This window comes from Gallibacterium sp. ZY190522 (assembly GCF_054166015.1).
In genome coordinates this window covers 640,587-662,458 of the sequence record NZ_CM135118.1, presented here as the reverse complement: position 1 = coordinate 662,458, position 21,872 = coordinate 640,587, and the positions used below count along the sequence as shown (strand labels likewise).

At 37.2% G+C, this 21,872-nt stretch carries 23 protein-coding genes and 1 tRNA gene; 5 read left to right on the top strand and 19 right to left on the bottom strand.

The genetic code is table 11. From position 1 onward, the window contains the following. Nucleotides 1–2 precede the first annotated feature (2 nt). Together htpX and dinB are read right to left on the bottom strand one after the other, a co-directional pair. Nucleotides 3–866 (bottom strand): protease HtpX, encoded by an 864-nt coding sequence (htpX, locus tag ACXPAV_RS03235; protein ID WP_458004032.1) that lies wholly within the window; start codon nt 864–866, stop codon nt 3–5. Between the two features lie 101 nt (nt 867–967). Further along, nucleotides 968–2,032 carry a DNA polymerase IV gene (gene dinB, locus ACXPAV_RS03230; protein WP_458004031.1) on the bottom strand — a complete coding sequence of 355 codons (1,065 nt, stop codon included), beginning with the start codon at nt 2,030–2,032 and terminating at the stop codon, nt 968–970. 220 nt (nt 2,033–2,252) lie between these two features. Between dinB and ACXPAV_RS03225 the strand changes: the two genes are divergently transcribed. Next, nucleotides 2,253–2,342 (top strand) — tRNA-Ser (locus tag ACXPAV_RS03225). 234 nt (nt 2,343–2,576) lie between these two features. Here ACXPAV_RS03225 and ruvC read toward each other — a convergent pair. From ruvC to mdh, 8 genes are all read right to left on the bottom strand, one after another. After that, on the bottom strand, nt 2,577–3,140 hold the full coding sequence (gene ruvC, locus ACXPAV_RS03220) for a crossover junction endodeoxyribonuclease RuvC (protein ID WP_065231149.1): 564 nt from the start codon (nt 3,138–3,140) through the stop codon (nt 2,577–2,579). Nucleotides 3,141–3,192: 52 nt separating this feature from the next. Next, on the bottom strand, nt 3,193–3,936 hold the full coding sequence (locus tag ACXPAV_RS03215; protein WP_039173807.1) for a YebC/PmpR family DNA-binding transcriptional regulator: 744 nt from the start codon (nt 3,934–3,936) through the stop codon (nt 3,193–3,195). A 12-nt stretch (nt 3,937–3,948) separates the two neighbouring features. Further along, on the bottom strand, nt 3,949–4,401 hold the full coding sequence (gene nudB / locus ACXPAV_RS03210; RefSeq protein WP_039173809.1) for a dihydroneopterin triphosphate diphosphatase: 453 nt from the start codon (nt 4,399–4,401) through the stop codon (nt 3,949–3,951). A 3-nt stretch (nt 4,402–4,404) separates the two neighbouring features. Then, nucleotides 4,405–5,286, bottom strand: coding sequence for a DUF3298 domain-containing protein (locus ACXPAV_RS03205; protein ID WP_458004030.1), 882 nt, complete (start codon nt 5,284–5,286; stop codon nt 4,405–4,407). Between the two features lie 14 nt (nt 5,287–5,300). Continuing rightward, the gene (aspS, locus tag ACXPAV_RS03200) at nt 5,301–7,070 is read right to left on the bottom strand and encodes an aspartate--tRNA ligase (protein WP_458004029.1); all 1,770 of its coding nucleotides are present in this window, start codon (nt 7,068–7,070) and stop codon (nt 5,301–5,303) included. A gap of 96 nt (nt 7,071–7,166) precedes the next feature. After that, on the bottom strand, nt 7,167–7,895 hold the full coding sequence (cmoA, locus tag ACXPAV_RS03195; protein WP_039173814.1) for a carboxy-S-adenosyl-L-methionine synthase CmoA: 729 nt from the start codon (nt 7,893–7,895) through the stop codon (nt 7,167–7,169). Nucleotides 7,896–7,982: 87 nt separating this feature from the next. Next, a complete protein-coding gene (locus ACXPAV_RS03190) occupies nt 7,983–8,999 on the bottom strand; it encodes a branched-chain amino acid aminotransferase (protein ID WP_458004028.1) in 1,017 nt (338 codons plus the stop codon). A gap of 162 nt (nt 9,000–9,161) precedes the next feature. Then, nucleotides 9,162–10,094 carry a malate dehydrogenase gene (gene mdh / locus ACXPAV_RS03185; RefSeq protein WP_039173818.1) on the bottom strand — a complete coding sequence of 311 codons (933 nt, stop codon included), beginning with the start codon at nt 10,092–10,094 and terminating at the stop codon, nt 9,162–9,164. Nucleotides 10,095–10,326: 232 nt separating this feature from the next. Between mdh and argR the strand changes: the two genes are divergently transcribed. The 3 genes from argR to ycaO all read left to right on the top strand — a co-directional run bounded on the left by argR (nt 10,327) and on the right by ycaO (nt 13,636). Continuing rightward, nucleotides 10,327–10,791 (top strand): transcriptional regulator ArgR, encoded by a 465-nt coding sequence (gene argR, locus ACXPAV_RS03180; protein ID WP_197494800.1) that lies wholly within the window; start codon nt 10,327–10,329, stop codon nt 10,789–10,791. A 20-nt stretch (nt 10,792–10,811) separates the two neighbouring features. Then, complete coding sequence (locus tag ACXPAV_RS03175) at nt 10,812–11,702, top strand: TIGR01777 family oxidoreductase (RefSeq protein ID WP_458004027.1); 891 nt, start codon at nt 10,812–10,814, stop codon at nt 11,700–11,702. A gap of 176 nt (nt 11,703–11,878) precedes the next feature. Continuing rightward, nucleotides 11,879–13,636, top strand: coding sequence for a 30S ribosomal protein S12 methylthiotransferase accessory factor YcaO (ycaO, locus tag ACXPAV_RS03170; protein ID WP_458004026.1), 1,758 nt, complete (start codon nt 11,879–11,881; stop codon nt 13,634–13,636). Between the two features lie 77 nt (nt 13,637–13,713). Here the strand turns inward: ycaO and yccS are convergent, their stop codons facing one another. The 4 genes from yccS to ACXPAV_RS03150 form a co-directional block, all read right to left on the bottom strand. After that, nucleotides 13,714–15,888 carry a YccS family putative transporter gene (gene yccS / locus ACXPAV_RS03165; protein WP_458004025.1) on the bottom strand — a complete coding sequence of 725 codons (2,175 nt, stop codon included), beginning with the start codon at nt 15,886–15,888 and terminating at the stop codon, nt 13,714–13,716. 11 nt (nt 15,889–15,899) lie between these two features. After that, entirely contained in the window at nt 15,900–16,334 is a 435-nt protein-coding gene (locus ACXPAV_RS03160; RefSeq protein WP_458004024.1) for a YccF family protein, read from the bottom strand. A 3-nt stretch (nt 16,335–16,337) separates the two neighbouring features. Beyond that, nucleotides 16,338–16,796, bottom strand: a complete 459-nt coding sequence (locus ACXPAV_RS03155) for a methylglyoxal synthase (protein WP_013745106.1) — start codon at nt 16,794–16,796, stop codon at nt 16,338–16,340. Between the two features lie 79 nt (nt 16,797–16,875). Next, nucleotides 16,876–17,535 carry a curli polymerization inhibitor CsgI-related protein gene (locus tag ACXPAV_RS03150; RefSeq protein WP_039153491.1) on the bottom strand — a complete coding sequence of 220 codons (660 nt, stop codon included), beginning with the start codon at nt 17,533–17,535 and terminating at the stop codon, nt 16,876–16,878. 92 nt (nt 17,536–17,627) lie between these two features. Here ACXPAV_RS03150 and ACXPAV_RS03145 point away from each other — a divergent pair, with 92 nt between their 5' ends. Next, nucleotides 17,628–17,900, top strand: coding sequence for an acylphosphatase (locus ACXPAV_RS03145; protein ID WP_039135299.1), 273 nt, complete (start codon nt 17,628–17,630; stop codon nt 17,898–17,900). On the opposite strand, the gene ACXPAV_RS03140 is transcribed toward ACXPAV_RS03145, so the two are convergent. The 5 genes from ACXPAV_RS03140 to ACXPAV_RS03120 all read right to left on the bottom strand — a co-directional run bounded on the left by ACXPAV_RS03140 (nt 17,897) and on the right by ACXPAV_RS03120 (nt 21,760). Continuing rightward, nucleotides 17,897–18,736: a metal ABC transporter permease gene (locus ACXPAV_RS03140; protein ID WP_458004023.1), complete on the bottom strand. Its 840-nt coding sequence runs from the start codon at nt 18,734–18,736 to the stop codon at nt 17,897–17,899. The genes ACXPAV_RS03145 and ACXPAV_RS03140 overlap by 4 nt on opposite strands. Before the next feature lie 9 nt (nt 18,737–18,745). Further along, nucleotides 18,746–19,597 carry a metal ABC transporter permease gene (locus tag ACXPAV_RS03135; RefSeq protein WP_039086362.1) on the bottom strand — a complete coding sequence of 284 codons (852 nt, stop codon included), beginning with the start codon at nt 19,595–19,597 and terminating at the stop codon, nt 18,746–18,748. Nucleotide 19,598: 1 nt separating this feature from the next. Next, nucleotides 19,599–20,477, bottom strand: coding sequence for a metal ABC transporter ATP-binding protein (locus tag ACXPAV_RS03130; protein WP_458004022.1), 879 nt, complete (start codon nt 20,475–20,477; stop codon nt 19,599–19,601). Further along, nucleotides 20,470–21,300 carry a metal ABC transporter substrate-binding protein gene (locus tag ACXPAV_RS03125; protein ID WP_197494802.1) on the bottom strand — a complete coding sequence of 277 codons (831 nt, stop codon included), beginning with the start codon at nt 21,298–21,300 and terminating at the stop codon, nt 20,470–20,472. The genes ACXPAV_RS03130 and ACXPAV_RS03125 overlap by 8 nt, the downstream gene beginning before the upstream one ends. A 124-nt stretch (nt 21,301–21,424) precedes the next feature. Then, nucleotides 21,425–21,760, bottom strand: coding sequence for a TusE/DsrC/DsvC family sulfur relay protein (locus tag ACXPAV_RS03120; RefSeq protein ID WP_018345889.1), 336 nt, complete (start codon nt 21,758–21,760; stop codon nt 21,425–21,427). Nucleotides 21,761–21,872: the final 112 nt, after the last annotated feature.

Below are 21,872 nucleotides of genomic sequence, written 5' to 3'. Positions count from 1 at the left end.
AATTATTTTAAATTTTGTAACGCTTCAATACGTTTTTCTAATGGTGGATGGCTCATAAATAAACTTGCTAAACCACTTCTTTTACCATTGATAGCAAATGCCGCCAACTGACCGTTAAGCTCTTCCGGTTCGTGAATTGATTGTAAACGACGCAATGCTGCAATCATTTTTTCTTTCCCTACAAGCCGAGCTGATCCGGCATCTGCGTGAAACTCACGATAACGTGAAAACCACATTGCAATAATACTGGCTAAGAAACCAAATACGATTTCTAATACCATTGATACTAGGAAGTAGATACCTGAATTTGAGCTACTTTCTTCATCATTACTACGGCTTTGTGCCGCCACACTGGCAATTAAACGAGAAAGGAAAATGACAAACGTATTCAACACACCTTGCAACAATGTCATTGTTACCATATCACCATTACCGATATGGCTAACTTCGTGAGCCAACACAGCTTCCGCTTCATCTCTTGTCATACTGTTCAATAGACCAGTACTTACTGCAACCAAAGAATTATTTTTACTTGCTCCAGTAGCAAATGCATTTACATCCGCAGAGTGATAAATCGCCACTTCCGGCATCGGTAACCCCAATTTTTCAGTCTGTTGCTTAACCGTATTCACCAACCAACGTTCTGTTTCATTTTGTGGATTTACAATTACTTCAGCGCCAACAGCACGTTTTGCCATTGTTTTTGATAAAAATAATGAAATTAATGAACCACTGAAACCAAATAATGCAGCAAAAATTAACAACCCTGTCGCTTCTTGGGCTCGAATACCCGTGAGCGTTAGAATAATATTAAACACAAATAAAACAGCCATATTTGTGATTAAAAATAAAGCAATACGCATCATATACGATCTTCTCCTTTTCATAATGCTTCTGTGCAAATTGTGCTTTTATATAGCATTTCTTTATCAATTTTCAAGAGTTTAAAAAATTTTTTTATTCAAAATTAATCCCAAAGACTCATTTGCTGCTGTTGATGTGGTGATGGCAAATGAAGATGAAGACCGATTAAACGCACTTTTCGCCCGTGACTTCGCTGCCAGGCAATCTCTAACAGTTGCTGAAAATTCCAAAATTCACACATCAATCCACTTTTTTCTACTGTTGTAATTTGAAAATCAGAAAATTTTAGCTTTACGCCTAATTTAAAAGATTGTTCTGAAATATTAACAGAGTAACGATGCAAACGTTCTATCAACTGTTGATATAATTTTTCAACTGTCGACAAACTTTGTGATAATTCAGCCAAATCAACTATTAATGTTTCCTCAACTCCAATTGATTTTCGCTCTCTATATGGCTGTACTCGCCTTCCATCATTAGCGTGACTAAATTGCCAAATCCGTTCCCCTATTTTACCTAACTGATCATACAATATATGTCTTGGAAAATGCCGCACATCCTCGCAAGTTATTAGCCCCATTGCAGATAGTTTTTCTGTTACCACCTTCCCCACACCGGGAATTTTAGATAGCGTTAAATTTTTTACAAATTCATCCACTTCACTTGGTGAAATAACAAACATTCCATTCGGTTTATTTTTCTCAGAAGCTATTTTGGCTAAAAATTTTAATGGTGCAACACCGGCTGACGCAGTTAAATGGAGTTCCTTCTCAATATCGTGCCTAATTGCCTGTGCGATCCAAGTTGCCGATCCAGAATAGGCATTAGATGCCGTTACGTCCAAATAAGCTTCATCTAATGAAAGTGGTTCAATAATATCAGTATACCGTTGAAAAATGTGATGTAATTGTCGTGATACTTCTTTATATAACGGCATATTAACTGGTAATAAAACTAAATCAGGACAACGTCTCAATGCTTGCGCACTAGACATAGCACTATGCAAACCATAACGCCTTGCAATATAATTACACGTTGCTAAAACACCACGGTGTTGTGGCAAACCGCCAATAGCAACCGGTTGATTAGCTAAAGATGGATTATCTCGAATTTCTATTGCCGCATAAAAACAATCCATATCAATATGAATAATTTTTTGCACTGTCATTATGTTTTCTTATTAAGTTAATAGATATAAAACATTTTACACAATACTGTATAAAAATACAGTTATTTACTACTTAACTTCTCTTTTTTGAATAAGTAAAAACCAATCACTAGCATTTTATGACTAATAATCAAGCAACTATTCAAAATATGATTTTCATTACTTGACTTACCATTTTGAAATCCGTATTATTCACACCGCTGAAAACAAGCTATCCTGCGGAGGAATGGTCGAGTGGTTGAAGGCACCGGTCTTGAAAACCGGCGAGGATTTACGTCCTCCAAGAGTTCGAATCTCTTTTCCTCCGCCATCTCATTTCTTAAAAAACCGTAAGTTTGAAAAATAACTTACGGTTTTTTGTTTTTACTCTTTATGCCAACCTTGCCGCCACTGCTTATTTAATCGTTCTCAATGTCAATGACTATCTAAATGAAATGCTATAAAGCATCTTCGTTTAAATACAGTAGATTTCTAACATTTTCTATGGCAAGTCACAAAGTAAAATATTGAATAAAAATTATGAAGATAATAAAAAGACTAAACACTACTTCAATCTAAAACGCCCTCGACTATAACGTGTCTTCAGTAACGCCGTATTGGCGCTTAATGTTGATTGTGTTGTTATCGCTACCTGCAACGAATGTTGCATAGTATGTGCGTGCGTAATTGCAATCGCTAACGCATCAGCAGCATCTGCTTGTGGAGATGCGGACAAATGCAAAATTCTGGTGACCATATGTTGCACTTGCTTTTTATCCGCCGAACCAATACCAACAACAGTTTGTTTCACTAATCTGGCAGCATATTCAAATACAGGCAAATTTTGATTTGTTGCAGCTACAATCGCCACACCTCTAGCCTGCCCTAACTTTAATGCTGAATCGGCATTCTTTGCCATAAAAACCTGTTCAATAGATAACATATCAGGTTGAAATTGTGTAATAATTTCCGTTACGCCACTATAAATCCGTTGCAATCGGGTCGGCAGATCATCCACAGCAGTACGAATCACACCGCTGCCTAAATAGGTCAGTTGTTTACCTTGTTGTTTAATCACACCATATCCGGTTAAGCGAGAACCGGGGTCAATACCAAGAATAATTGCCATAACAGAAAAAATAAAAAAATAGGGCGAACTCGCCCTATTTTTAAAAGTTAAATTATTCTAAAGTTGCAGCGACTTCATCGCTCATATCACCATTGTGATAAACGTTCTGAACATCATCACAATCTTCTAACATATCAACTAAACGCATTAATTTTGGTGCAGTTTCCACATCCAATTCTGCAGTAGTTGAAGGGATCATTGTTACTTCAGCTTCATCAATTTTGAAACCAGCCTTTTCCAAAGCATCACGAACAGCCCCCAATCCTTCCCAAGCTGTATAAATTTCAAAACTACCGTCATCTTGAGGCTGAACATCATCCGCACCAGCCTCAATTGCTGCTTCCATTAACGCATCTTCATCCGCCTCATTAATTAAAATTAACCCTTTACGAGTAAATAAATATGCTACCGAACCATCCGTTCCCAAGTTACCGCCAGATTTAGTAAAAGCGTGACGCACCTCAGAAACAGTACGTTTACGATTGTCCGTTAAGCACTCAACGATAATTGCTGTACCACCTGGGCCATAACCTTCGTAAACAATAGATTCCATATTGGTATCATCGCCGCCACCAGCACCACGTTGAATTGCACGATTAATAGTATCACGAGTCATATTATTGGATAATGCCTTATCCACTGCTGTACGCAAGCGTGGATTTGCTCCTACGTCCGCACCACCTAATTTAGCTGCAGTAACCAACTCACGAATTAATTTAGTAAAAATTTTACCGCGTTGTGCATCTTGTGCCGCTTTGCGGTGTTTAATATTAGCCCATTTACTATGACCAGCCATGAAAAATCCTCTTTAATTTTCAATAGGTTGATATATTACAAATTTCTCTATCGCTTGCGCGTTATTCCAAGATTTCGTCATCTTAACTGCCTCGTCTGCTTCAACCCAACGATAAGCCAGATGTTCACTTAATATAACATTCTGCTCTTCATTCAACGGCAAAGTAAACCAATATTCATGACAATGCGTTACATTAGGGGCATAACGTTGCCGAAATTGGGCAAAGATTTCAAAATCAACTTCATAATGACAATCGTTTAATTTAAACGGAAGTTTGGAAATATCCAATTGCAACTCTTCGAATACTTCTCGCTGTGCAGCCTGTAATGGAGTTTCTCCCGGTTCCAAACTGCCTGATACCGATTGCCAAAAATCCTGATCGTCTTTACGTTGCAACATCAAGACACGTTTTGTGGTGCGACAATATACCACAACTAAAACCGATTCAGGGTGTTTATATTTCATCATTTATTCAGAAATAGTCGTTTTAGTGGTATTAAATAAATATTCTGGCTTAACAATATCGATTAACCTTGAATAAGGAATTAACAATTGGATCTCGCCTTCCGCAAAACTGCCCAACATATAAGGAAAATAATCCAATAATAAGCCGTTATAAGCAAATGCAAAATTATTTGTCGGTTCTGCAATCCACCCACTATCTTCTCTTTCTAAAAGGCGTTTCTCCGCTTTTGCCTGATCCGGTTCAGATTCCGCTACAGAAATATATTCAAGATAGGCATCTCTCAGCAATTCGGAAAATTCTCGTTGTTTACCCGGTAACAAAATATCATCCAAATCTAATAATTTTTTTGTTTTTAAATCAAAATTATAAAAACTTGTACCATAAATGCCGTGAGCCCCACCGGTAAAAGCATAGTAATAGGTCACAAACATTGCCAATTGGTTATTTTGTGCAAGAAATCGTGGTTTATATTCTAATGAATAACCTACAGGCACTCCCTCATTACCATCAAACAATCGTTCAACATTGGCTATAAATTCCTTTTTCAATTTATCAATAGGCAATTTATCCCATTGTGCCTGTTTTTCTTCAATTTCTCTATTAGAAAGCGTATAACTATCAAATTTTAATAGTGAACGTGCAGCCTTTTGAAAATAAGGATCAATCCAATCAATATTGGTCTTTAATGTATAAAGATCCATCTGATAACAACGTTCCTTTATACATTTCTCAGCCTGTAAAAATGGCTCAGGCTGTGCAATAACTACTGGAACAACTTCCTTATCAACCGGCAATGAACTTACCGCTTCTGCAGCATTACTTTCTTTACAAGAAAACAGCGCTAAGCCAGCAATTCCCAACAAGCTCCATTTAATTAGATTCATTATATCTCCTTTGTTTAGTCTTTCGCCTTAACTACTTGGATTGATAATTCCTGCAACGCCGCCGGATTTGCTACACTAGGCGCTTCGGTCATCAAGCAGGCTGCTGCAGTCGTTTTAGGGAATGCAATAACATCACGAATATTTTCCGTACCTGTCAACAACATTGTCAAGCGGTCAAGACCGAATGCTAAACCAGCGTGCGGAGGTGTACCATATTTCAATGCATCAAGCAAAAAGCCGAATTTTTCATATTGTTCCTGTTCATCAATACCTAGAATACGGAAAACTGTCTGTTGCATTTTTGGATCAAAAATACGAACGGAACCACCGCCCACTTCGTAGCCATTAATCACCATATCATACGCATTGGCAACTGCATCAACCGGTGATTTTTCCAATTCTTCAGGGGTAACGTGTGCTGGTGAAGTGAATGGATGGTGCATTGCTGCCAAACCACCTTCACCATCGTCTTCAAACATTGGAAAATCAATTACCCATAAAGGAGCCCATTGATCTAATTGAGTTAAGCCACAATCACGACCTAATTTTAAACGTAATGCTCCCATTGCATCCGTAACTACTTTGTAAGTATCAGCACCGAAGAAAATAATATCGCCGCTTTGTGCTTGTAAACGTTCAAGTAACGCTGTAACAACTTCTGCGGATAAGAATTTAGCAATCGGACTTTGAATACCATCAATACCGGCATTAACATCATTGACTTTCATCCACGCTAAACCTTTCGCACCATAAATAGTGACAAACTGGGTATACTCATCGATTTGTTTACGAGTAATATGTGAACCATTCGGTACACGAATAGCCGCAATACGACCTTTAGGATCATTTGCTGGTCCACTAAATACTTTAAAATCAACTTCTTTTAATAAATCAGCAACATCCACCATTTCCAATGGATTACGCAAATCCGGTTTATCAGAGCCGAAACGACGCATTGCTTCCGCATAAGTCATAATTGGGAATGTACCTAAATCAACACCTAAAATTTCCAGCCATAAACCGTGAATCATCTCTTCCATAATGGCACGCACTTCCGGTGCAGTAAGGAATGAGGTTTCCACATCAATCTGTGTAAATTCAGGCTGACGATCAGCACGCAAATCCTCGTCACGGAAACATTTTACAATTTGGTAATAACGATCAAAGCCGGACATCATTAATAGCTGTTTAAACAGCTGCGGAGATTGTGGTAATGCATAGAATTTGCCTTTATGCACACGACTTGGCACAAGATAATCACGTGCACCTTCTGGTGTTGCTTTCGTCAACATTGGCGTTTCAATATCTAAGAAGCCGTGGCTGTCCATAAAACGGCGTACATAACTAGTAATTTTGGCACGTGTTTTTAAACGTTGTGCCATTTCTGGTCGACGTAAATCCAAATAACGGTATTTAAGACGCTGTTCTTCCGTATTATTTTGATTGAAATCTAGAGGTAAAACCTCAGAAGCGTTATAAATCAAAACATCAGTTGCAGAAACTTCCACTTCACCAGTCACCATATTTCTATTAATTTGGTTTTCTGGACGGGCTATTACTTGTCCTTTAATTTGAATACAATATTCACTGCGTAAATTTGCCGCTTTTTCAAAGGCTTGTTGATTTTTTGGATCGATAAAAACTTGTACAATTCCTTCACGATCACGCATATCGATAAAAATTAAACCGCCTAAATCACGACGACGATGAACCCAACCACTAAGAGTAACTTCCTGACCAATATGGTTGCGATTTAATGCACCGCAATAATGTGAACGCATCATAAAATAAATCCTTGTTGTATATAATTTAGCTAAAATAATTTGATTCGGGCGATTATAGCGAAAATCAACCCTACTTTGAATTGGAAAATAGCCTGTTTACGCTTTAATTGCAAGCATAGAACCAAAGTTAAAACATTGAAACCACATTTCAATATGATTGAAACCTATATGTTGCAAAAGTTTCTTTTGATGTTCGATGCTATCAGTCTTCATCACATTTTCCAATGCAGTACGTTTCTGACTTACTTCCAATTCACTATAGCCATTAGCTCGCTTAAATTCGTGGTGCAAATCAATCAAAAGGTCATTGACTATATCATCTTCAAAACGATATTTTTCCGATAACACTAAAATTCCCCCCGAATTTAAACCTTGATAAATCTTAGTTAGTAATGCTTCTCTATCTTCCGGTGGAATAAATTGCAATGTGAAGTTCAACACAACCATTGAAGCATTCTGAATGTCTACTGTACGAATATCGTCACAAAAAATTTCAACCGGCACCTCGCTATGATAAGCGGCTAAATGTTGTCGACAGCGTTGTACCATAGCTTCAGAATTATCAATACCAATAATTTTAACGCCATCACAATGAACGTTACGGCGTACAGATAATGTTGCTGCACCACGAGAACACCCCAGATCATAAACCTGTGTTTGCGGTTGCACAAAACGAGCCGCCAACATTCCAATAGCCGTAATAATATTAGAATATCCCGGAATTGAGCGTTGAATCATATCAGGAAAAACTTCAGCGACACGCTCATCAAAAGTAAAATCACCCAATTTTTCAATAGGTGCGGAAAAAATTGTATCTTTAGACATATGGATAAATAGGAAAGTAAACTTTTTAACTCAAAAATATAATGGGGGAAATTGGGGTAGGTCGCGGAACGACCCACCCTATAAAATTTATTCGACTTTGAAAATCCAACCTTCCGGTGCTTCAATATCGCCGAATTGAATGCCGGTCAATTCTTTATAAAGTTTTTGGGTAACCGGACCAACTTCAGTTTCAGAATAGAACACGTGGAAATCATCACCATACTGAATACCGCCAATCGGGCTAATCACGGCAGCAGTACCACACGCACCTGCTTCAGTAAACTGATCCAACTGATTAATATAAACATCGCCTTCAATTGCTTTTAAGCCTAAGCGTTTTTCTGCAAGATAAAGCAATGAATATTTTGTAATACTAGGCAAAATGGATGGTGAATATGGTGTAATAAATTCGTTGTTTTTCGTAATACCAAAGAAATTAGCTGAGCCGACTTCTTCAATTTTAGTGTGTGTGGCCGGATCAAGATAAATACAATCACTAAAATTACGTTTGTGTGCATCAGCTCCCGGAAGCAAACTCGCTGCATAGTTGCCTCCCACTTTCGCAGCACCAGTACCTTGCGGAGCTGCACGATCATAATCAGAAACAATAAAGTTTGTTGGTTTTAATCCACCTTTAAAATAAGCACCTACCGGACAACAGAATACGGTAAAAATATACTCTTTCGCCGGATGCACGCCGATATTTTCGCCAACGCCAATCAATAATGGGCGCAAATAAAGTGTCGCTCCGGTACCATAAGGTGCTACCCATTCTTCATTAGCTTTAACGACCTGCTTACAAGCATCAATAAACATTTCTACTGGCACGTGTGGCATTAAAAGACGATCACAACTGCGCTGCATACGTTTTGCATTTTCATCCGGACGGAATAGATTAATTGAACCGTCTTTGCAACGATAAGCTTTTAATCCTTCAAAACATTGCTGACCATAATGCAATGCAGGAGAACCTTCGTGCATAACAAGTTGGTTATCTTTGGTCAATTCGCCTTTTGACCATTTGCCATCTTTCCAATGTGCGATGTAGCGATAATCGGTTTTGATATAACCAAAGCCCAAATTTTTCCAGTCAATATCTTTCATAATTCTTCCTTAATTTGTTGTGTCCTAAAAATTAGATATTAATCTACACCATAATAACGGCTTTGCAAGTATTTCTAACTGAGAGTGGGCTTTTTATAAGCAAAAACAAAAAGTGCGACTTTTATCAGCCGCACTTTTTATTATCAAGCGTTAAGGAGAATTTTATTTAACAAAATTTTCACCTAATTCAATGTCTGCTTTTAAAGTCGGCAACATTGCTTCAACTGCTGCTTTTTCAAATTCACTCAATGGACCAATCGGTAATAATGCCTCAACCCCTTCTTTACCTAAACGAACAGGTTGTGCAAAGAAGCGTGCGTATTCACCATTACCTTCAACATAAGTGCATTCAACAACTTTTTCACCATTTAATGCACGAATAAGTGATAATGCGAAACGTGCTGCTGCTTGAGCCATAGACAAGGTTGCAGAACCACCACCCGCTTTTGCATTAACAACTTCTGTACCAGCATTTTGGATACGTTTTGTTAACGGTTCGATCTCTTCCTCTTTCCATTCAACATAATGAACTTGTGATAATAATGGGAGAATAGTTACACCTGAGTGACCTCCAATAACCGGAACTTGTACTTTGCTAACATCAACATTTTTCAATTCAGCCACAAAAGTTTCTGAACGAAGGGTATCCAAAGTGGTCACACCGAAAAGTTTACGTTTGTCGTAAACACCCGCTTTTTTCAACACTTCTGCAGCAATTGCCACAGTAGTATTTACCGGATTAGTAATAATACCGACACAAGCTTTTGGACAAGTTGCAGCTACTTTTTCAATTAAGTTTTTCACAATACCAGCATTGATATTGAACAAATCAGAACGATCCATACCAGGTTTACGTGCTACACCTGCTGAAATTAATACAACATCCGCACCTTCAAGTGCAGGAGTAGGATCTTCACCGGCAAAACCTTTAACGGTAACCGCTGTCGGAATGTGGCTTACATCAACTGCCACGCCCGGAGTAACCGGAGCGATATCATATAACGCCAAATCAGAACCTGCCGGCAATTGTAGTTTCAATAATAAAGATAATGCTTGACCAATTCCGCCTGCCGCACCTAAAACAGCAACTTTCATTTGTATACTCCTTAATGGTTAGATAAATAATTAATGAAGAAATTCTATTCCTACTGTAACAAATTTTCAAACAAATAAATTCAATATTGAGAGCTATGCCACATTTTCTAACAAAAGTTTGATTTATTTTCAGAAAAAATACCACTCAACTATTTTTATGCAGTATAATTCCAATTTAATCTTCATTTCTGCATTTTTATGCAAAATTTATGCAATTCTTATCTTGGTTACTATGGAAAATAAACAAGAAAAATTATTTTCAGCATTTAAATCTTTATTAGCAGAAGAAAAATTCAGTTCACAAAGTGAAATTGTCAACGCTTTAACCGATATGGGCTTTAAAAATATTAATCAATCCAAGGTTTCAAGGATGTTAGCAAAATTTGGTGCAGTGCGGACTAGAAACACAAAAATGGAAATGGTTTATTGTCTACCGAATGAGTTAAGCGTGCCGACAACCTCCAGCCCATTAAAAAATTTAGTACTAGATATCGATCACAATAACCACCTTATTGTGATTAAAACCAGTCCAGGAGCGGCGCAATTAATTGCACGCTTATTAGATTCCGTCAGTAAAGCTGAAGGTATTTTAGGAACTATTGCCGGCGATGACACCATTTTCGTGTCGCCGACAAAAGATATTCAAATTGATCAACTTATAGAGAATATTCAAGCATTATTCAACGATTCTCTATAATTTCACAAAGGGGGAAGAGTATGAATATACTAATTACAGGCGGTACAGGTTTTATTGGTCGAGCAGTATTGAAACAACTCGAAAATGAAGGGAATCAAATTACGCTTATTTCTCGTTCGCCAGAAATATATCGTACTCAATTTTCCACCAAAACAACTATTCTTTCTTCTTTATCATCTTTCAAGAATTTAGATACATTTGACGCTGTAATTAACCTTGCCGGCGAGCCTATTTTTGATAAACCTTGGGATAATGAACAAAAGAAATGTTTGATCAATAGCCGTGTACATATTACACAACAATTGGTTGAACTGATTAACCGAAGCAATCAACCACCACATACCTTTATTTCTGGCTCTGCTACTGGTTATTATGGGCATAATAATCAAACTACACTCACTGAAAAAATGCCAGCCGCTAATGATTTTCAAGGTCAACTCTGCAAACAATGGGAAAATGCCGCTTTACAAGCGAATACACGAGTCTGTTTATTACGTACCGGCTTAGTATTAGGCAGTTACGGCGGTCTGTTAGCAAAAATTCTACCATTATATAATCACTGGTTTGGCGGTAAATTAGGTAATGGTCAACAGATTTGGTCTTGGATCAGTCTTCCGGATATGGTTAATGCGATTATTTTTCTATTAAAAAACCCTCAGTGCAGCGGTGCTTTTAATTTAGTTTCACCAAATCCGGTCAGCAATCAGGAATTCAATAAAACTTTAGCAAAACTGATGAAGCGTATTGCTATCTGCCACGTTCCTGCGTGGTTATTACGCTTAATTTGGGGCGAGCGAGCTTCATTATTGCTAAATAGTCAGAAAGTTTATCCAGAAAAACTGCTAAAAGCCGGTTTTCAATTCACGCTGCCAACCTTAGCAGATGCCTTAAACAAAATTCTGAAAAACTGATTGTTTAAATATTGGTAATCACTGAAATAGCTTGCGGGAGGATCAAATCTCCCGTACTATCGCTACATCTTTTTTGTTTTCATCTCTTTTATTCAAATCGAAAACAAATCTATTTTAATCTTTTTCAATGCATTAAAACGCTGTAATTACTAACAATAACAAAATAAGGATAATGTATGACAGAACAAACTTTTATTTTAGGCAAAGATGCCGCTTTGGAAGATTCTATTTCCAACTTCCAACAAAAATTAAAAAATCTTGGTTTCAATATTGAAGAAGCCTCTTGGCTTAATCCGGTGCCTAATGTTTGGTCGGTACACATTCGAGATAAAGAATGTCCACAATGCTTTTCCAACGGCAAAGGAGCTAGTAAGAAAGCAGCACTTGCCTCCGCTCTTGGTGAATATTTTGAACGTCTTTCTACTAACTACTTTTTCTCTGATTACTATTTAGGCAAAAAAATTGCTGATGGCGAATTTGTTCATTATCCGAACGAAAAATGGTTCCCAATTGAAGATCCGGAATTACTACCGAATGGTATTCTTGATAATCAGTTGCTGGATTATTTTGATCCAAATCAGGAACTAACACCGGATCTATTGGTCGATATTCAATCCGGTAATGATGAACGAGGTATTGTTGCATTGCCTTATGTGCGTCAATCCGATCAAAAAACAATCTATATTCCACAAGCAATCATCAATAATCTCTATGTGTCTAACGGAATGTCTGCGGGTAACACACAGAATGAAGCTCGCGTGCAGGGGTTATCAGAAGTTTTTGAACGTTTTGTAAAAAACAAAATCATTTCCGAAGCAATCAGCTTGCCACAAATTCCAAAACAAGTATTGGCTCAATATCCATCTGTGCAGGCATCGATTGCTAAATTAGAGGAAGAAGGTTTTCCTATTTACGCATTTGATGCCTCATTAGGTGGACAATATCCGGTTATTTGCGTGGTGTTGCTTAACCCTCATAACAGCACTTGCTTTGCCTCTTTCGGCGCACATCCTAACTTTGAAGTCGCATTGGAGCGTACTGTTACTGAATTATTACAAGGTAGAAGTTTAAAAGATCTCGATGTTTTCTCACCACCATCATTCAATAATGATGATGTTGCCGATCACGCTAACTTAGAAACCCATTTTATTGATTCCAGTGGTTTGATTTCGTGGGATTTATTCAAACAACAAAGCGATTATGAATTTGTTCATTGGGATTTTTCCGGCACAACTGCTGAAGAATATGAAAATCTGATGTCTCTGTTCCACCGTGAAAATAAAGAGGTCTACATTATGGATTATCAACATCTCGGTGTTTACGCTTGTCGTATTATCGTTCCGGGAATGTCTGATATTTATCCGGCTGACGACTTAATTTACGCCAACAACAATATGGGAATGGATTGGCGTGAAATTATATTGGATCTACCTAATTTCAATCACGATCCAGAAACTTATCAGGAACTATTAGCAGAATTGGATGAACAAGCGATTGACGATGCAGTGCGTGTACGAGAATTTATTGGTATCATCGCTCCGAAAAATAGCAGCTGGCAAACATTACGTATTGGCGAATTAAAATCAATGCTTTATCTTGCCTTAGGTGATTTAGAAAACGCATTGGAATGGGCAACTTGGACATACCAAATGAATAGCTCTATTTTTAATGCTGAACAGGCTAACTATTATCGTGCTTTAATTAATAGTCTTGAGTTATTTTTAGATGAAAATCGTGATCCAGCACAATATCGAGAAGTATTTAATCGGATGTATGGTGAAAAAGCCGTTGATTTTGCTTGGAATGCTATTAATGGTGGCAATCCGTTCTTTTTATTACCAGCTAGCGATGAAACATTATCTAATTTTAATGAACATCAAAAATTATTGCAGGCATATGAAAAACTACAAAAAGCAAAAAAAGCATTCTATTAATTAACATATCAGGTGTGCTTAAGGCACACCTTTTATCAATCAATTTGGCCATATTAACATTCCTTTATTCTATTAAGTTATTGGCATTCCACCTCTTTCCGATAATCTGTAAATAAAGTAGGTAACGTTTTCACAATCGCTTCTAACTGTTTTACTAATGGAAGAAGTGCTGATAACTCACTGTTCACGCTACCTTGTTGTTGTAAATCAGATAATAATTTTGTGACATCCAGCATTGATTGCTCAAATTCCGGCTTACTAAGTTGTGCAAAATTATCCAATATTTCCACAATATGACGAGAAATAGGATATAAATGAATTAGCATCTGTGTATTTAAATGTGAAACTCCCATTTGACTACGAAATGTTCCCAATGCAGCAATATAACTTAGTAAAGCATAGTTTGATTTTAGTAAATCAAAAGCATTGTTTAAACGTGATTTATCCTTGTAACCTTGATAATTAAGATTAGACACAGCAGTATTTAATGCCGTTGCATTATCATGTGCCTGACGGCGAATAATACGATATTTCAGATCATTATGATTACCAAATTGCAACTGCACAATAATCGTTAATAAATATCTCGCATTGCTCTTCAAAGCGTTAATTAACGTATAACTTAAACGTAGATATTTCCAATCCGGCCATAAATAAGAAACAGCTAATCCGGCAATAAAACAACCTATTAAAGTATCAATTGCTCTCGGTAAAGTAGCCGAAGCAATATCAACTCCAATAATATCAAAGCTCATTAATACCTGAATAGTAATAAAGAAAGTGGAAAAACTGTAATTATTGGTGCGGAAAAAGAAGAATAAAGTACTAGCAATCACCACAATTCCCAATTTACTTTCCAAACTAGTGGAAAAATAAGGTAATAATGAGCCGACTAATACACCTAAAATCGTGCCAATAATACGCTGTCTAAGTCGTGCTTGAGTAGTCGTATAATTCGGCTGGCACACAAAAACAGCTGTTAATAAAATCCAATATCCGCGCTCAATCGGCACATTATTAGCAATTAGGCAACATACCGTTACCACAATTGTTAAACGCACTGCGTGTCTGAATAGTTGAGATTCAAATGTACATTGATTTTTAATTACCCGAAAAATATTGGCCAATCCAGTAATACGATCCTGATGAATACGCCAATTAACTGTTGTTGTATCAATGTCTTTTGCTCTTGCATCTAAACGAGATAATTGCTGCTCTATTTTATGGAAACTCTCCAATAAAATATTAAGATTACTCAAATGTTCACAATGAGGAAATTGTTGTTGAAAATGTACATAAGACTGTTGCAACTGTTCAAACGCATATCTGAGTTTTTTATGATAAATAAAGTTTTCATTTTTCTGTAGATGTTTCGCAAACGCCTTGCATATTTTAGCTTGTAACTCAATTAAATAACGAATTCTAAAAATCAAATCACTATATTTCATATCTTCCAATAATTTTGGATAATCAAAATAGTTTGAATTAATTCTTTCGTGAATATCTTGCGCAATAAAATAACTATTAATCAATCTTAATGTTGTATTAGACACATAACCGCCGGAGGAGCGATAAAATAATGCACTTCGACAAAGATTAAAAGCCTGAACCACTTTACTGTTTGTCATCACCAATCGAGTTTGATATCGATCCAAATCCAGCTCTCGATTATCTGGATTAAATAACTCTGCTTTCGCCTGTAAATATTCTGCAAGTGATAAATAGGCTTTAGCTAAATTTTCTTGCACGGGTCGCAAAGGGAAAACCAGATAAACCAACATTGTTAAGAAGCTGTATAAAGATGTACCAACTAAAATAAGCAGTGGATTAATAAACCAAATTTGATTCGGATCATAAGCAAGAATAGTATAAAGTGCGACCACTAAACTACCGAAGGCAATCGTATTATAACGTTGTCCAATTGCACCTAACATTGTGAATAAAAAAGTTAAAATCGCCATTATTAAAATAAATAAATAATGATCGACAAAGGTAATTTGAATAACTAAAGAAGAAATAGCAAAGGCGATTAATGTATAAAACAGATTTTTTAATCTGCCACTTAAACGATTATCTAAATCAACCAAGCCACCGGCAATTGTCCCCAATATCAAAGGCATACTGACTGAAGCAATATCAAAATACCAAACAATTATTGAAACAATATTCACTGCTAAAAAAATAGGAATAATGGCAATAACCTTGCTATTTAACCAATTTGTATTTATTTTTTTTATTATTTGATAAATCATAATTCTATTTTTTAATCAAAAAATTTATTTTGTTTTAAAAAATTCGCATACTCTTTATCCACCACCCGTTGTCCAACCGGAAAGAGTGAAATACGAACCAATTTAAAATGCATAATGCCGGTCGGTATGCCGATAATAGTTAAACATTGAGTTACACCGACAATAATATGCATTATTGCCAACCACCAACCAAACAGAATAAACCAAATAATATTTAATACCGAACCTAGTCCATTCATTATCGGATGTTGCGGTTCAATCTGATTAATATGCACAATATCGTGACCAAAAGGGACTAGTGATAATTTAAAAATTTCCCAACAACTGCGCGTATAAGGTAATGTAACAATTAACATTGCACTAACAAAAGAGGCGATTAGCCATCCTAATGAAGTGGCAAAACCGCCCAATACAAAATTTAAAAGATTAAAAATAAAATTCCACATATATTATTTCAAGCGCTCCGTTAAATAACCTTGATAATCAGGAATCTGAATTTCTGTTTCTTGCGTGAACAATGGTGATGAAATTAAAAAATTAGCGGAAGCTTTGGTAATTGCGGTTGGAATATTCCAAACAGTAGCAATACGCATCAATGCTTTCACATCTGGATCGTGTGGTGCGGCATTCATCGGATCCCAGAAAAAAATTAAAACGTCTATTTTCCCTTCGGCAATTAATGAACCTATCTGTTGATCGCCACCCATCGGTCCACTCAATAGACTATGAATATTAAGCCCCGTTTCTTTTTGAATAAGATGGCCTGTCGTTCCAGTAGCCACTAAATGATGTTGTGATAATTGTTGCTGATGAGTTTTACACCACAAAATCAAATCCTGTTTACAATGGTCGTGTGCAACCAAAGCTACTGTTTTCTGCTGCGCCAATTTTCTGGTTGTTTGTTGCATAAATGACTCCTTTTGATAAAAATAAAGCGGACAAACTGCCCGCTTATTTTACCTTAAATCAATAACTAACCCTATAGGATTATTTTCCTTGTGCCCATTTTAAGAAACGCGCTTGAGTTTCTTTGTCAGCCTGTTGATACCAATATTGCAACATTTGTTCTGCAACATTTTCACCTTGAACGGTAATTTTCGCTTTAGTTGCTTTTGCGCCTGCCGCAGTCGGAATCGCTGCCGGCATACTGACTGAAACTAAATTAGGTACAGCTGCCACACCTTGGGAGGCATTGTATTCTGCTAAGTCTTCCGCAATACGAGTATCAGGAAAAATACCGGTTTGTTTAAGAATATCTTGTTTGCTTACCACAGTTTGATCTGCACTGGTTTTTACTACAATTTTTGGATCTTTAGCAAACATATTTGCGTTACGCATATTATCTAAACGCGGTGCGCTAATCACTAAATCCTGATTGCCTGCTTGGAAAGTTACAATAATAGGATCAGATTCAAATAGCGTTTTATCTGAACCGTTATCAACTACTTCAGATACACGAACAACAACTTGGTGCTTGTTGTTATCATTAATATTAAAACTGTTTTGAGATTTTGTAAGAGAGGATTTTGCTTTTTCACCATCAATGGCAAGAAGAGAAATGTTTGGTGTTACGGTTACAGTTGCTGCCAAACTGCTCATTGAAACGGTTGCGGCGACACAGGCCAATGCAAAACGTGATAATTTCATGTACACTCCTAGTAAAAGTTAAAGCCGGTTTAAGAGGTTATTATCTTATGCCATTTCTTTTTAAAAGAACATAAAAATTTGGAGGGTTTCGTATGAAAACACAACAATTTATCGTTTATGGTCATGTTCAATGTGTTGGTTTTCGTTATTTTACTTACCGCGAAGCGCAACGTTTAGGTATTTTCGGTTGGGTTAAAAATCAAAATGACGGCAGCGTTGCCGTGTTGGCACAAGGCACGGAACAACAACTTGCTGCCTTTCAACAGTGGCTACAAAAAGGTCCGAAAACCGCTAATGTTTCCCATTTGGAATGTTTTCCGATAACGGAGCAAGAAGCTTTAGAAGAGTTTCGTATTTTGCACTAATTAACGCTCATTTTACTTAATTGGCGATCTTTCCATTTATTAATTATCACAGCAAAGATAAAAAGTATAGCTTGGGTCAATACAATCGTTGCGCCAGTTGCACTATCAAGATGATAACTGATGATAATTCCGCCAATATTGGATAATAATGCGCTTCCTATCGCAATCAATAACATTGTAGAAAAACGTTTACTCAATAAGTAAGCGGTAATTCCCGGTGAAATCAGCATTGCAACCACCAAAATCACACCGACAATCTGCATCGCCAGCACGATTGACAAAGATAATAACGACAACAAACCATAATGCAAAAAAGTAGTATTTAATCCCATCACTTTTGCCTGCACAGGATCAAAACAATAAAGCAACAAATCACGCCATTTACTATAAATCAGCACTAAAATCACCGCTCCAATCACTAGCATTTGCCACATCTGTCGACGATCAATGCCCAAAATATCACCAAATAAAATATGAGTAAGATGTTGATTAGTCTGTACCTGACCGAACAAAACCAAGCCGAAAGCAAACATTCCAGAAAATACAATGCCCATAATAGTGTCTTCTTTCAAACGTGCGTGATTTTTCAAAAAACCGATACTACTAGCACAACCAATTCCAGCTAGAAAAGCGCCTAACGTCAATGGTAAATTAAAGATAAAAGCCAACACAATACCTGGCAAAACTGCATGTGAAATAGCATCTCCCATCAATGCCCAACCTTTTAATACCAAATAACAAGACAATACTGCACAGATTGTCGCAATCATTAAAGCAGTTATCAATGAAACCTGCATAAAGGGATATGAAATTGATTCAATTAACCAAGCCAACATTGTGATCTCCTAATGTTTCCGGCTAACGTGATAATAACGTTGCGTAAAAAAGCCGTATTTCGGCGAAAAAGCAAAAGCCAACAAAAACAGTAATGTTTGTAGAGTAACAATAATGCCACCGGTTGCTCCGTTCAGATAAAAACTTAAATAAGCCCCCAAACCACTAGTGAAAAAGCCGAAAGCAACCGCAATTTTCAGCAAAATTTTAAATTTATAGGTTAAGAGATAAGCTGTCGCTCCCGGCGTCACCACCATTGCGATTACTAAGATCGCACCAACGGTTTGCAAAGCTGCAACTATGCAAGCACTCAACAAAGTAAAAAACAGTACTTTTAATGCTATTGGGTTTAATCCACTCGCCTTCGCTTGAATTTCATCAAAAAAGACAAGTAATAAATCTTTCCAAAACAGCAATAACAAAATAAAACTGACCGTCAGAATTATCACAACTTGCCATACATCACTGTCAGCAATACCCAAAATATTACCAAGAATAATACTTTCTACATCCACCGAAGTAGGATTTAATGAAATCACAAATAACCCCAAAGCCAAAAAGGTGGTAAAAATAAAGCCGATAATGGCATCTTCACGCAATGGGGTAATCGCCTTTATCCATAAAATCGCCACTGCTGCCAAAATACCGGAAAAAAACGCACCAATCGCATACGGTAATGACAACGCATAAGCAATCGCCACGCCAGGCACTACCGAATGCGACAAAGCATCTCCGATCAATGACCAACCTTTTAACATTAAATAAGCAGATAAAAAGGCACATACGCTGCCAATCGCCGCACTAACCCAAATCGCTTTAAACATATAATCATATTGAAACGGCTGTATCAGCAGATCCCACATATTATTTTCCTTTTTTACGATTGAATAATGTTGCCGGCGGCTCATTTTTTGTTTTACCATAAAACACCGCTGCCTTTTCATCATCTGTTAACACAGTCACCGCTCGTTCATCACCGTCTTCGTGTAAATGTTCGCTGTGCAACTTGATATATCGCAACACACCACTGAACACTTTTTCCAGATTTTCCTGCGTAAAAGTGGTTGCCGTCGCACCACTGGCAATAACAGTTCGATTAATCATTACCACCTGATCACAATAATCCGGCACGCTACCTAAATTATGTGTTGACACCAAAATTAAACGCCCTTCCTCGCGTAACTGCTGTAATAAATTAATAATAGCCACTTCTGTTTGCACATCTACACCAGTAAAAGGCTCATCCAACAAAATAATCCGGCTTTGCTGAGCTAATGCTCTCGCTAGGAACACCCGTTTTTTCTGACCACCAGAAAGCTCTCCAATTTGGCGATTTTTCAAATGAGTAATATCCATTCTTGCCATCGCCTGTTCAACTGCGACTTTATCTGTTGCTTTTGCCATCCGCAAAAAATTCATATGTGCATAACGCCCTTGCATCACCACATCGTAAACAGAAATCGGAAATTGCCAATCTACCTCTTCACTTTGTGGCACATAGGCGACAAGATGTTGCTTCAGTGCTTGTTTAACACTTTTATCACATAATCTAATCTGCCCTTGTTGTGGTGTAATTAATCCCATAATGCTTTTAAACAGTGTTGATTTTCCACTACCATTTACACCAATTAAGGCACAAATAGTGCCACCCTCAAGATGAAATGACATTTGTTGAATTGCCATATGTCCGTTGTTATAACGTACACTAATATTATCAACTACCAAAGAAGCTAAATCAGTCATTCTGTTTAAATCCTTTTGTTATTGTGTTAACTGTGACTGTCAATAAATCAAGAAACGTCGGCACCGCACCATCCGGCTGCGAAAGTGAGTCAACATAAAGTACCCCACCATAATTCGCACCAGTTTCTTTCGCAATCTGTTTTGCTGGCTTATCGGAAATGGTGCTTTCACTAAAAATCACCGGCAATCGATGTTTACGCATCTGTTCGATAACGTGACGAATTTGCTGCGGAGAGCCTTGTTGTTCAGCATTAATCGGCCACAAATATAATTCAGAAAAGCCATAATCTTTAGCTAAATAACTAAATGCGCCTTCACTGGTGACTAACCAACGTTTTTCTGTAGGAATAAAAGCCAACTGCCGTTGAAATTGCTTATCTAATTCAATCAGTTTTTGTCGATAAACCGCTGCATTATGGTTGTAATTATCTTGATGTTGCGGATCATATTTCACCAATGCTTGACGAATATTCTCCACATAAATCATTGCATTTTTCGGCGACATCCAAGCGTGCGGATTGGCAAAACCTTGATAAGGCCCTTCGTAAATGGACAAAGGTTCAACCCCTTCACTAACAATTACACTAGGCACATTAGGCAAATTATTGAAAAAACGCTCAAACCACTGTTCCAAATGCAAACCGTTCCATAAAATCAACTGCGCATCCTGTGCTTTAACAATATCTTTTGGTGTCGGCTGATAATTATGAATATCTGCACCCGGCTTAGTAATCGACTCCACAATAGCACTGTCACCGGCAACATTTTGTGCAATATCCCGAATAATAGTAAATGAAGTAATCACTTTAAACGGTTTCGCCATTGCTAGTGGTGCAATCAACAAAAAAATCAATAATAATGCTTTTCTTAACACCTCATTTCTCCTTATCTTCAGATTAACTTTCACTATCCTACCACAACGATTTCTATTTGAGAATAATTCTCAACTACAAACATTTCGCTGGCTTAGGCAAACCTGCTAATTTTGTTGCCTGTTTTGCCGGCCCATCAGGAAATAAACGCTGTAAATAACGGCTATTCCCTTTGTCTTCTCCCAATTTCTGCGCCATTGCTTTAACTAACATCCGGATAGCTGGCGAAGTTTTATATTCTTGATAAAAATCACGCACAAAATGGATCACTTCCCAATGAGCTTCAGTCAATGTCAATGCTTCACGCTCTGCCAATATTTCAGCCAAAGCGGGAGTCCAATCCTCACTATTTAATAAATAACCCTGTGCATCCAATTCAATTTTTTTACCGTTAAAATCTAACTGTGCCATAATATTCCTCTGTTTTTTAGTTATTGTACAAAATTCTATGTTCAATAATGGATTAAATTACCTATCGTTACAATTTACAAGCCATAAAAAAACCGCATCGATTGATGCGGTT

What these genes read in the sequence shown, in the direction of transcription:
- aspS (WP_458004029.1), bottom strand. Translation starts at nt 7,070, where the DNA reads ATGATGCGTTCACATTATTGCGGTGCATTAAATCGCAACCATATTGGT.
- ACXPAV_RS03130 (WP_458004022.1), bottom strand. Translation starts at nt 20,477, where the DNA reads ATGACTGATTTAGCTTCTTTGGTAGTTGATAATATTAGTGTACGTTAT.
- nudB (WP_039173809.1), bottom strand. Translation starts at nt 4,401, where the DNA reads ATGAAATATAAACACCCTGAATCGGTTTTAGTTGTGGTATATTGTCGC.
- ACXPAV_RS03125 (WP_197494802.1), bottom strand. Translation starts at nt 21,300, where the DNA reads ATGGCGAAACCGTTTAAAGTGATTACTTCATTTACTATTATTCGGGAT.
- ACXPAV_RS03150 (WP_039153491.1), bottom strand. Translation starts at nt 17,535, where the DNA reads ATGAAATTATCACGTTTTGCATTGGCCTGTGTCGCCGCAACCGTTTCA.
- htpX (WP_458004032.1), bottom strand. Translation starts at nt 866, where the DNA reads ATGATGCGTATTGCTTTATTTTTAATCACAAATATGGCTGTTTTATTT.
- argR (WP_197494800.1), top strand. Translation starts at nt 10,327, where the DNA reads ATGGAAAATAAACAAGAAAAATTATTTTCAGCATTTAAATCTTTATTA.
- yccS (WP_458004025.1), bottom strand. Translation starts at nt 15,888, where the DNA reads ATGATTTATCAAATAATAAAAAAAATAAATACAAATTGGTTAAATAGC.
- ruvC (WP_065231149.1), bottom strand. Translation starts at nt 3,140, where the DNA reads ATGGCAATTATTCTTGGTATTGACCCCGGTTCTCGCTTAACCGGATAT.
- ACXPAV_RS03175 (WP_458004027.1), top strand. Translation starts at nt 10,812, where the DNA reads ATGAATATACTAATTACAGGCGGTACAGGTTTTATTGGTCGAGCAGTA.
- ACXPAV_RS03215 (WP_039173807.1), bottom strand. Translation starts at nt 3,936, where the DNA reads ATGGCTGGTCATAGTAAATGGGCTAATATTAAACACCGCAAAGCGGCA.
- cmoA (WP_039173814.1), bottom strand. Translation starts at nt 7,895, where the DNA reads ATGTCTAAAGATACAATTTTTTCCGCACCTATTGAAAAATTGGGTGAT.
- ACXPAV_RS03140 (WP_458004023.1), bottom strand. Translation starts at nt 18,736, where the DNA reads ATGTTGGCTTGGTTAATTGAATCAATTTCATATCCCTTTATGCAGGTT.
- ACXPAV_RS03120 (WP_018345889.1), bottom strand. Translation starts at nt 21,760, where the DNA reads ATGGCACAGTTAGATTTTAACGGTAAAAAAATTGAATTGGATGCACAG.
- mdh (WP_039173818.1), bottom strand. Translation starts at nt 10,094, where the DNA reads ATGAAAGTTGCTGTTTTAGGTGCGGCAGGCGGAATTGGTCAAGCATTA.
- ycaO (WP_458004026.1), top strand. Translation starts at nt 11,879, where the DNA reads ATGACAGAACAAACTTTTATTTTAGGCAAAGATGCCGCTTTGGAAGAT.
- dinB (WP_458004031.1), bottom strand. Translation starts at nt 2,032, where the DNA reads ATGACAGTGCAAAAAATTATTCATATTGATATGGATTGTTTTTATGCG.
- ACXPAV_RS03160 (WP_458004024.1), bottom strand. Translation starts at nt 16,334, where the DNA reads ATGTGGAATTTTATTTTTAATCTTTTAAATTTTGTATTGGGCGGTTTT.
- ACXPAV_RS03155 (WP_013745106.1), bottom strand. Translation starts at nt 16,796, where the DNA reads ATGCAACAAACAACCAGAAAATTGGCGCAGCAGAAAACAGTAGCTTTG.
- ACXPAV_RS03135 (WP_039086362.1), bottom strand. Translation starts at nt 19,597, where the DNA reads ATGTGGGATCTGCTGATACAGCCGTTTCAATATGATTATATGTTTAAA.
- ACXPAV_RS03205 (WP_458004030.1), bottom strand. Translation starts at nt 5,286, where the DNA reads ATGAATCTAATTAAATGGAGCTTGTTGGGAATTGCTGGCTTAGCGCTG.
- ACXPAV_RS03190 (WP_458004028.1), bottom strand. Translation starts at nt 8,999, where the DNA reads ATGAAAGATATTGACTGGAAAAATTTGGGCTTTGGTTATATCAAAACC.
- ACXPAV_RS03145 (WP_039135299.1), top strand. Translation starts at nt 17,628, where the DNA reads ATGAAAACACAACAATTTATCGTTTATGGTCATGTTCAATGTGTTGGT.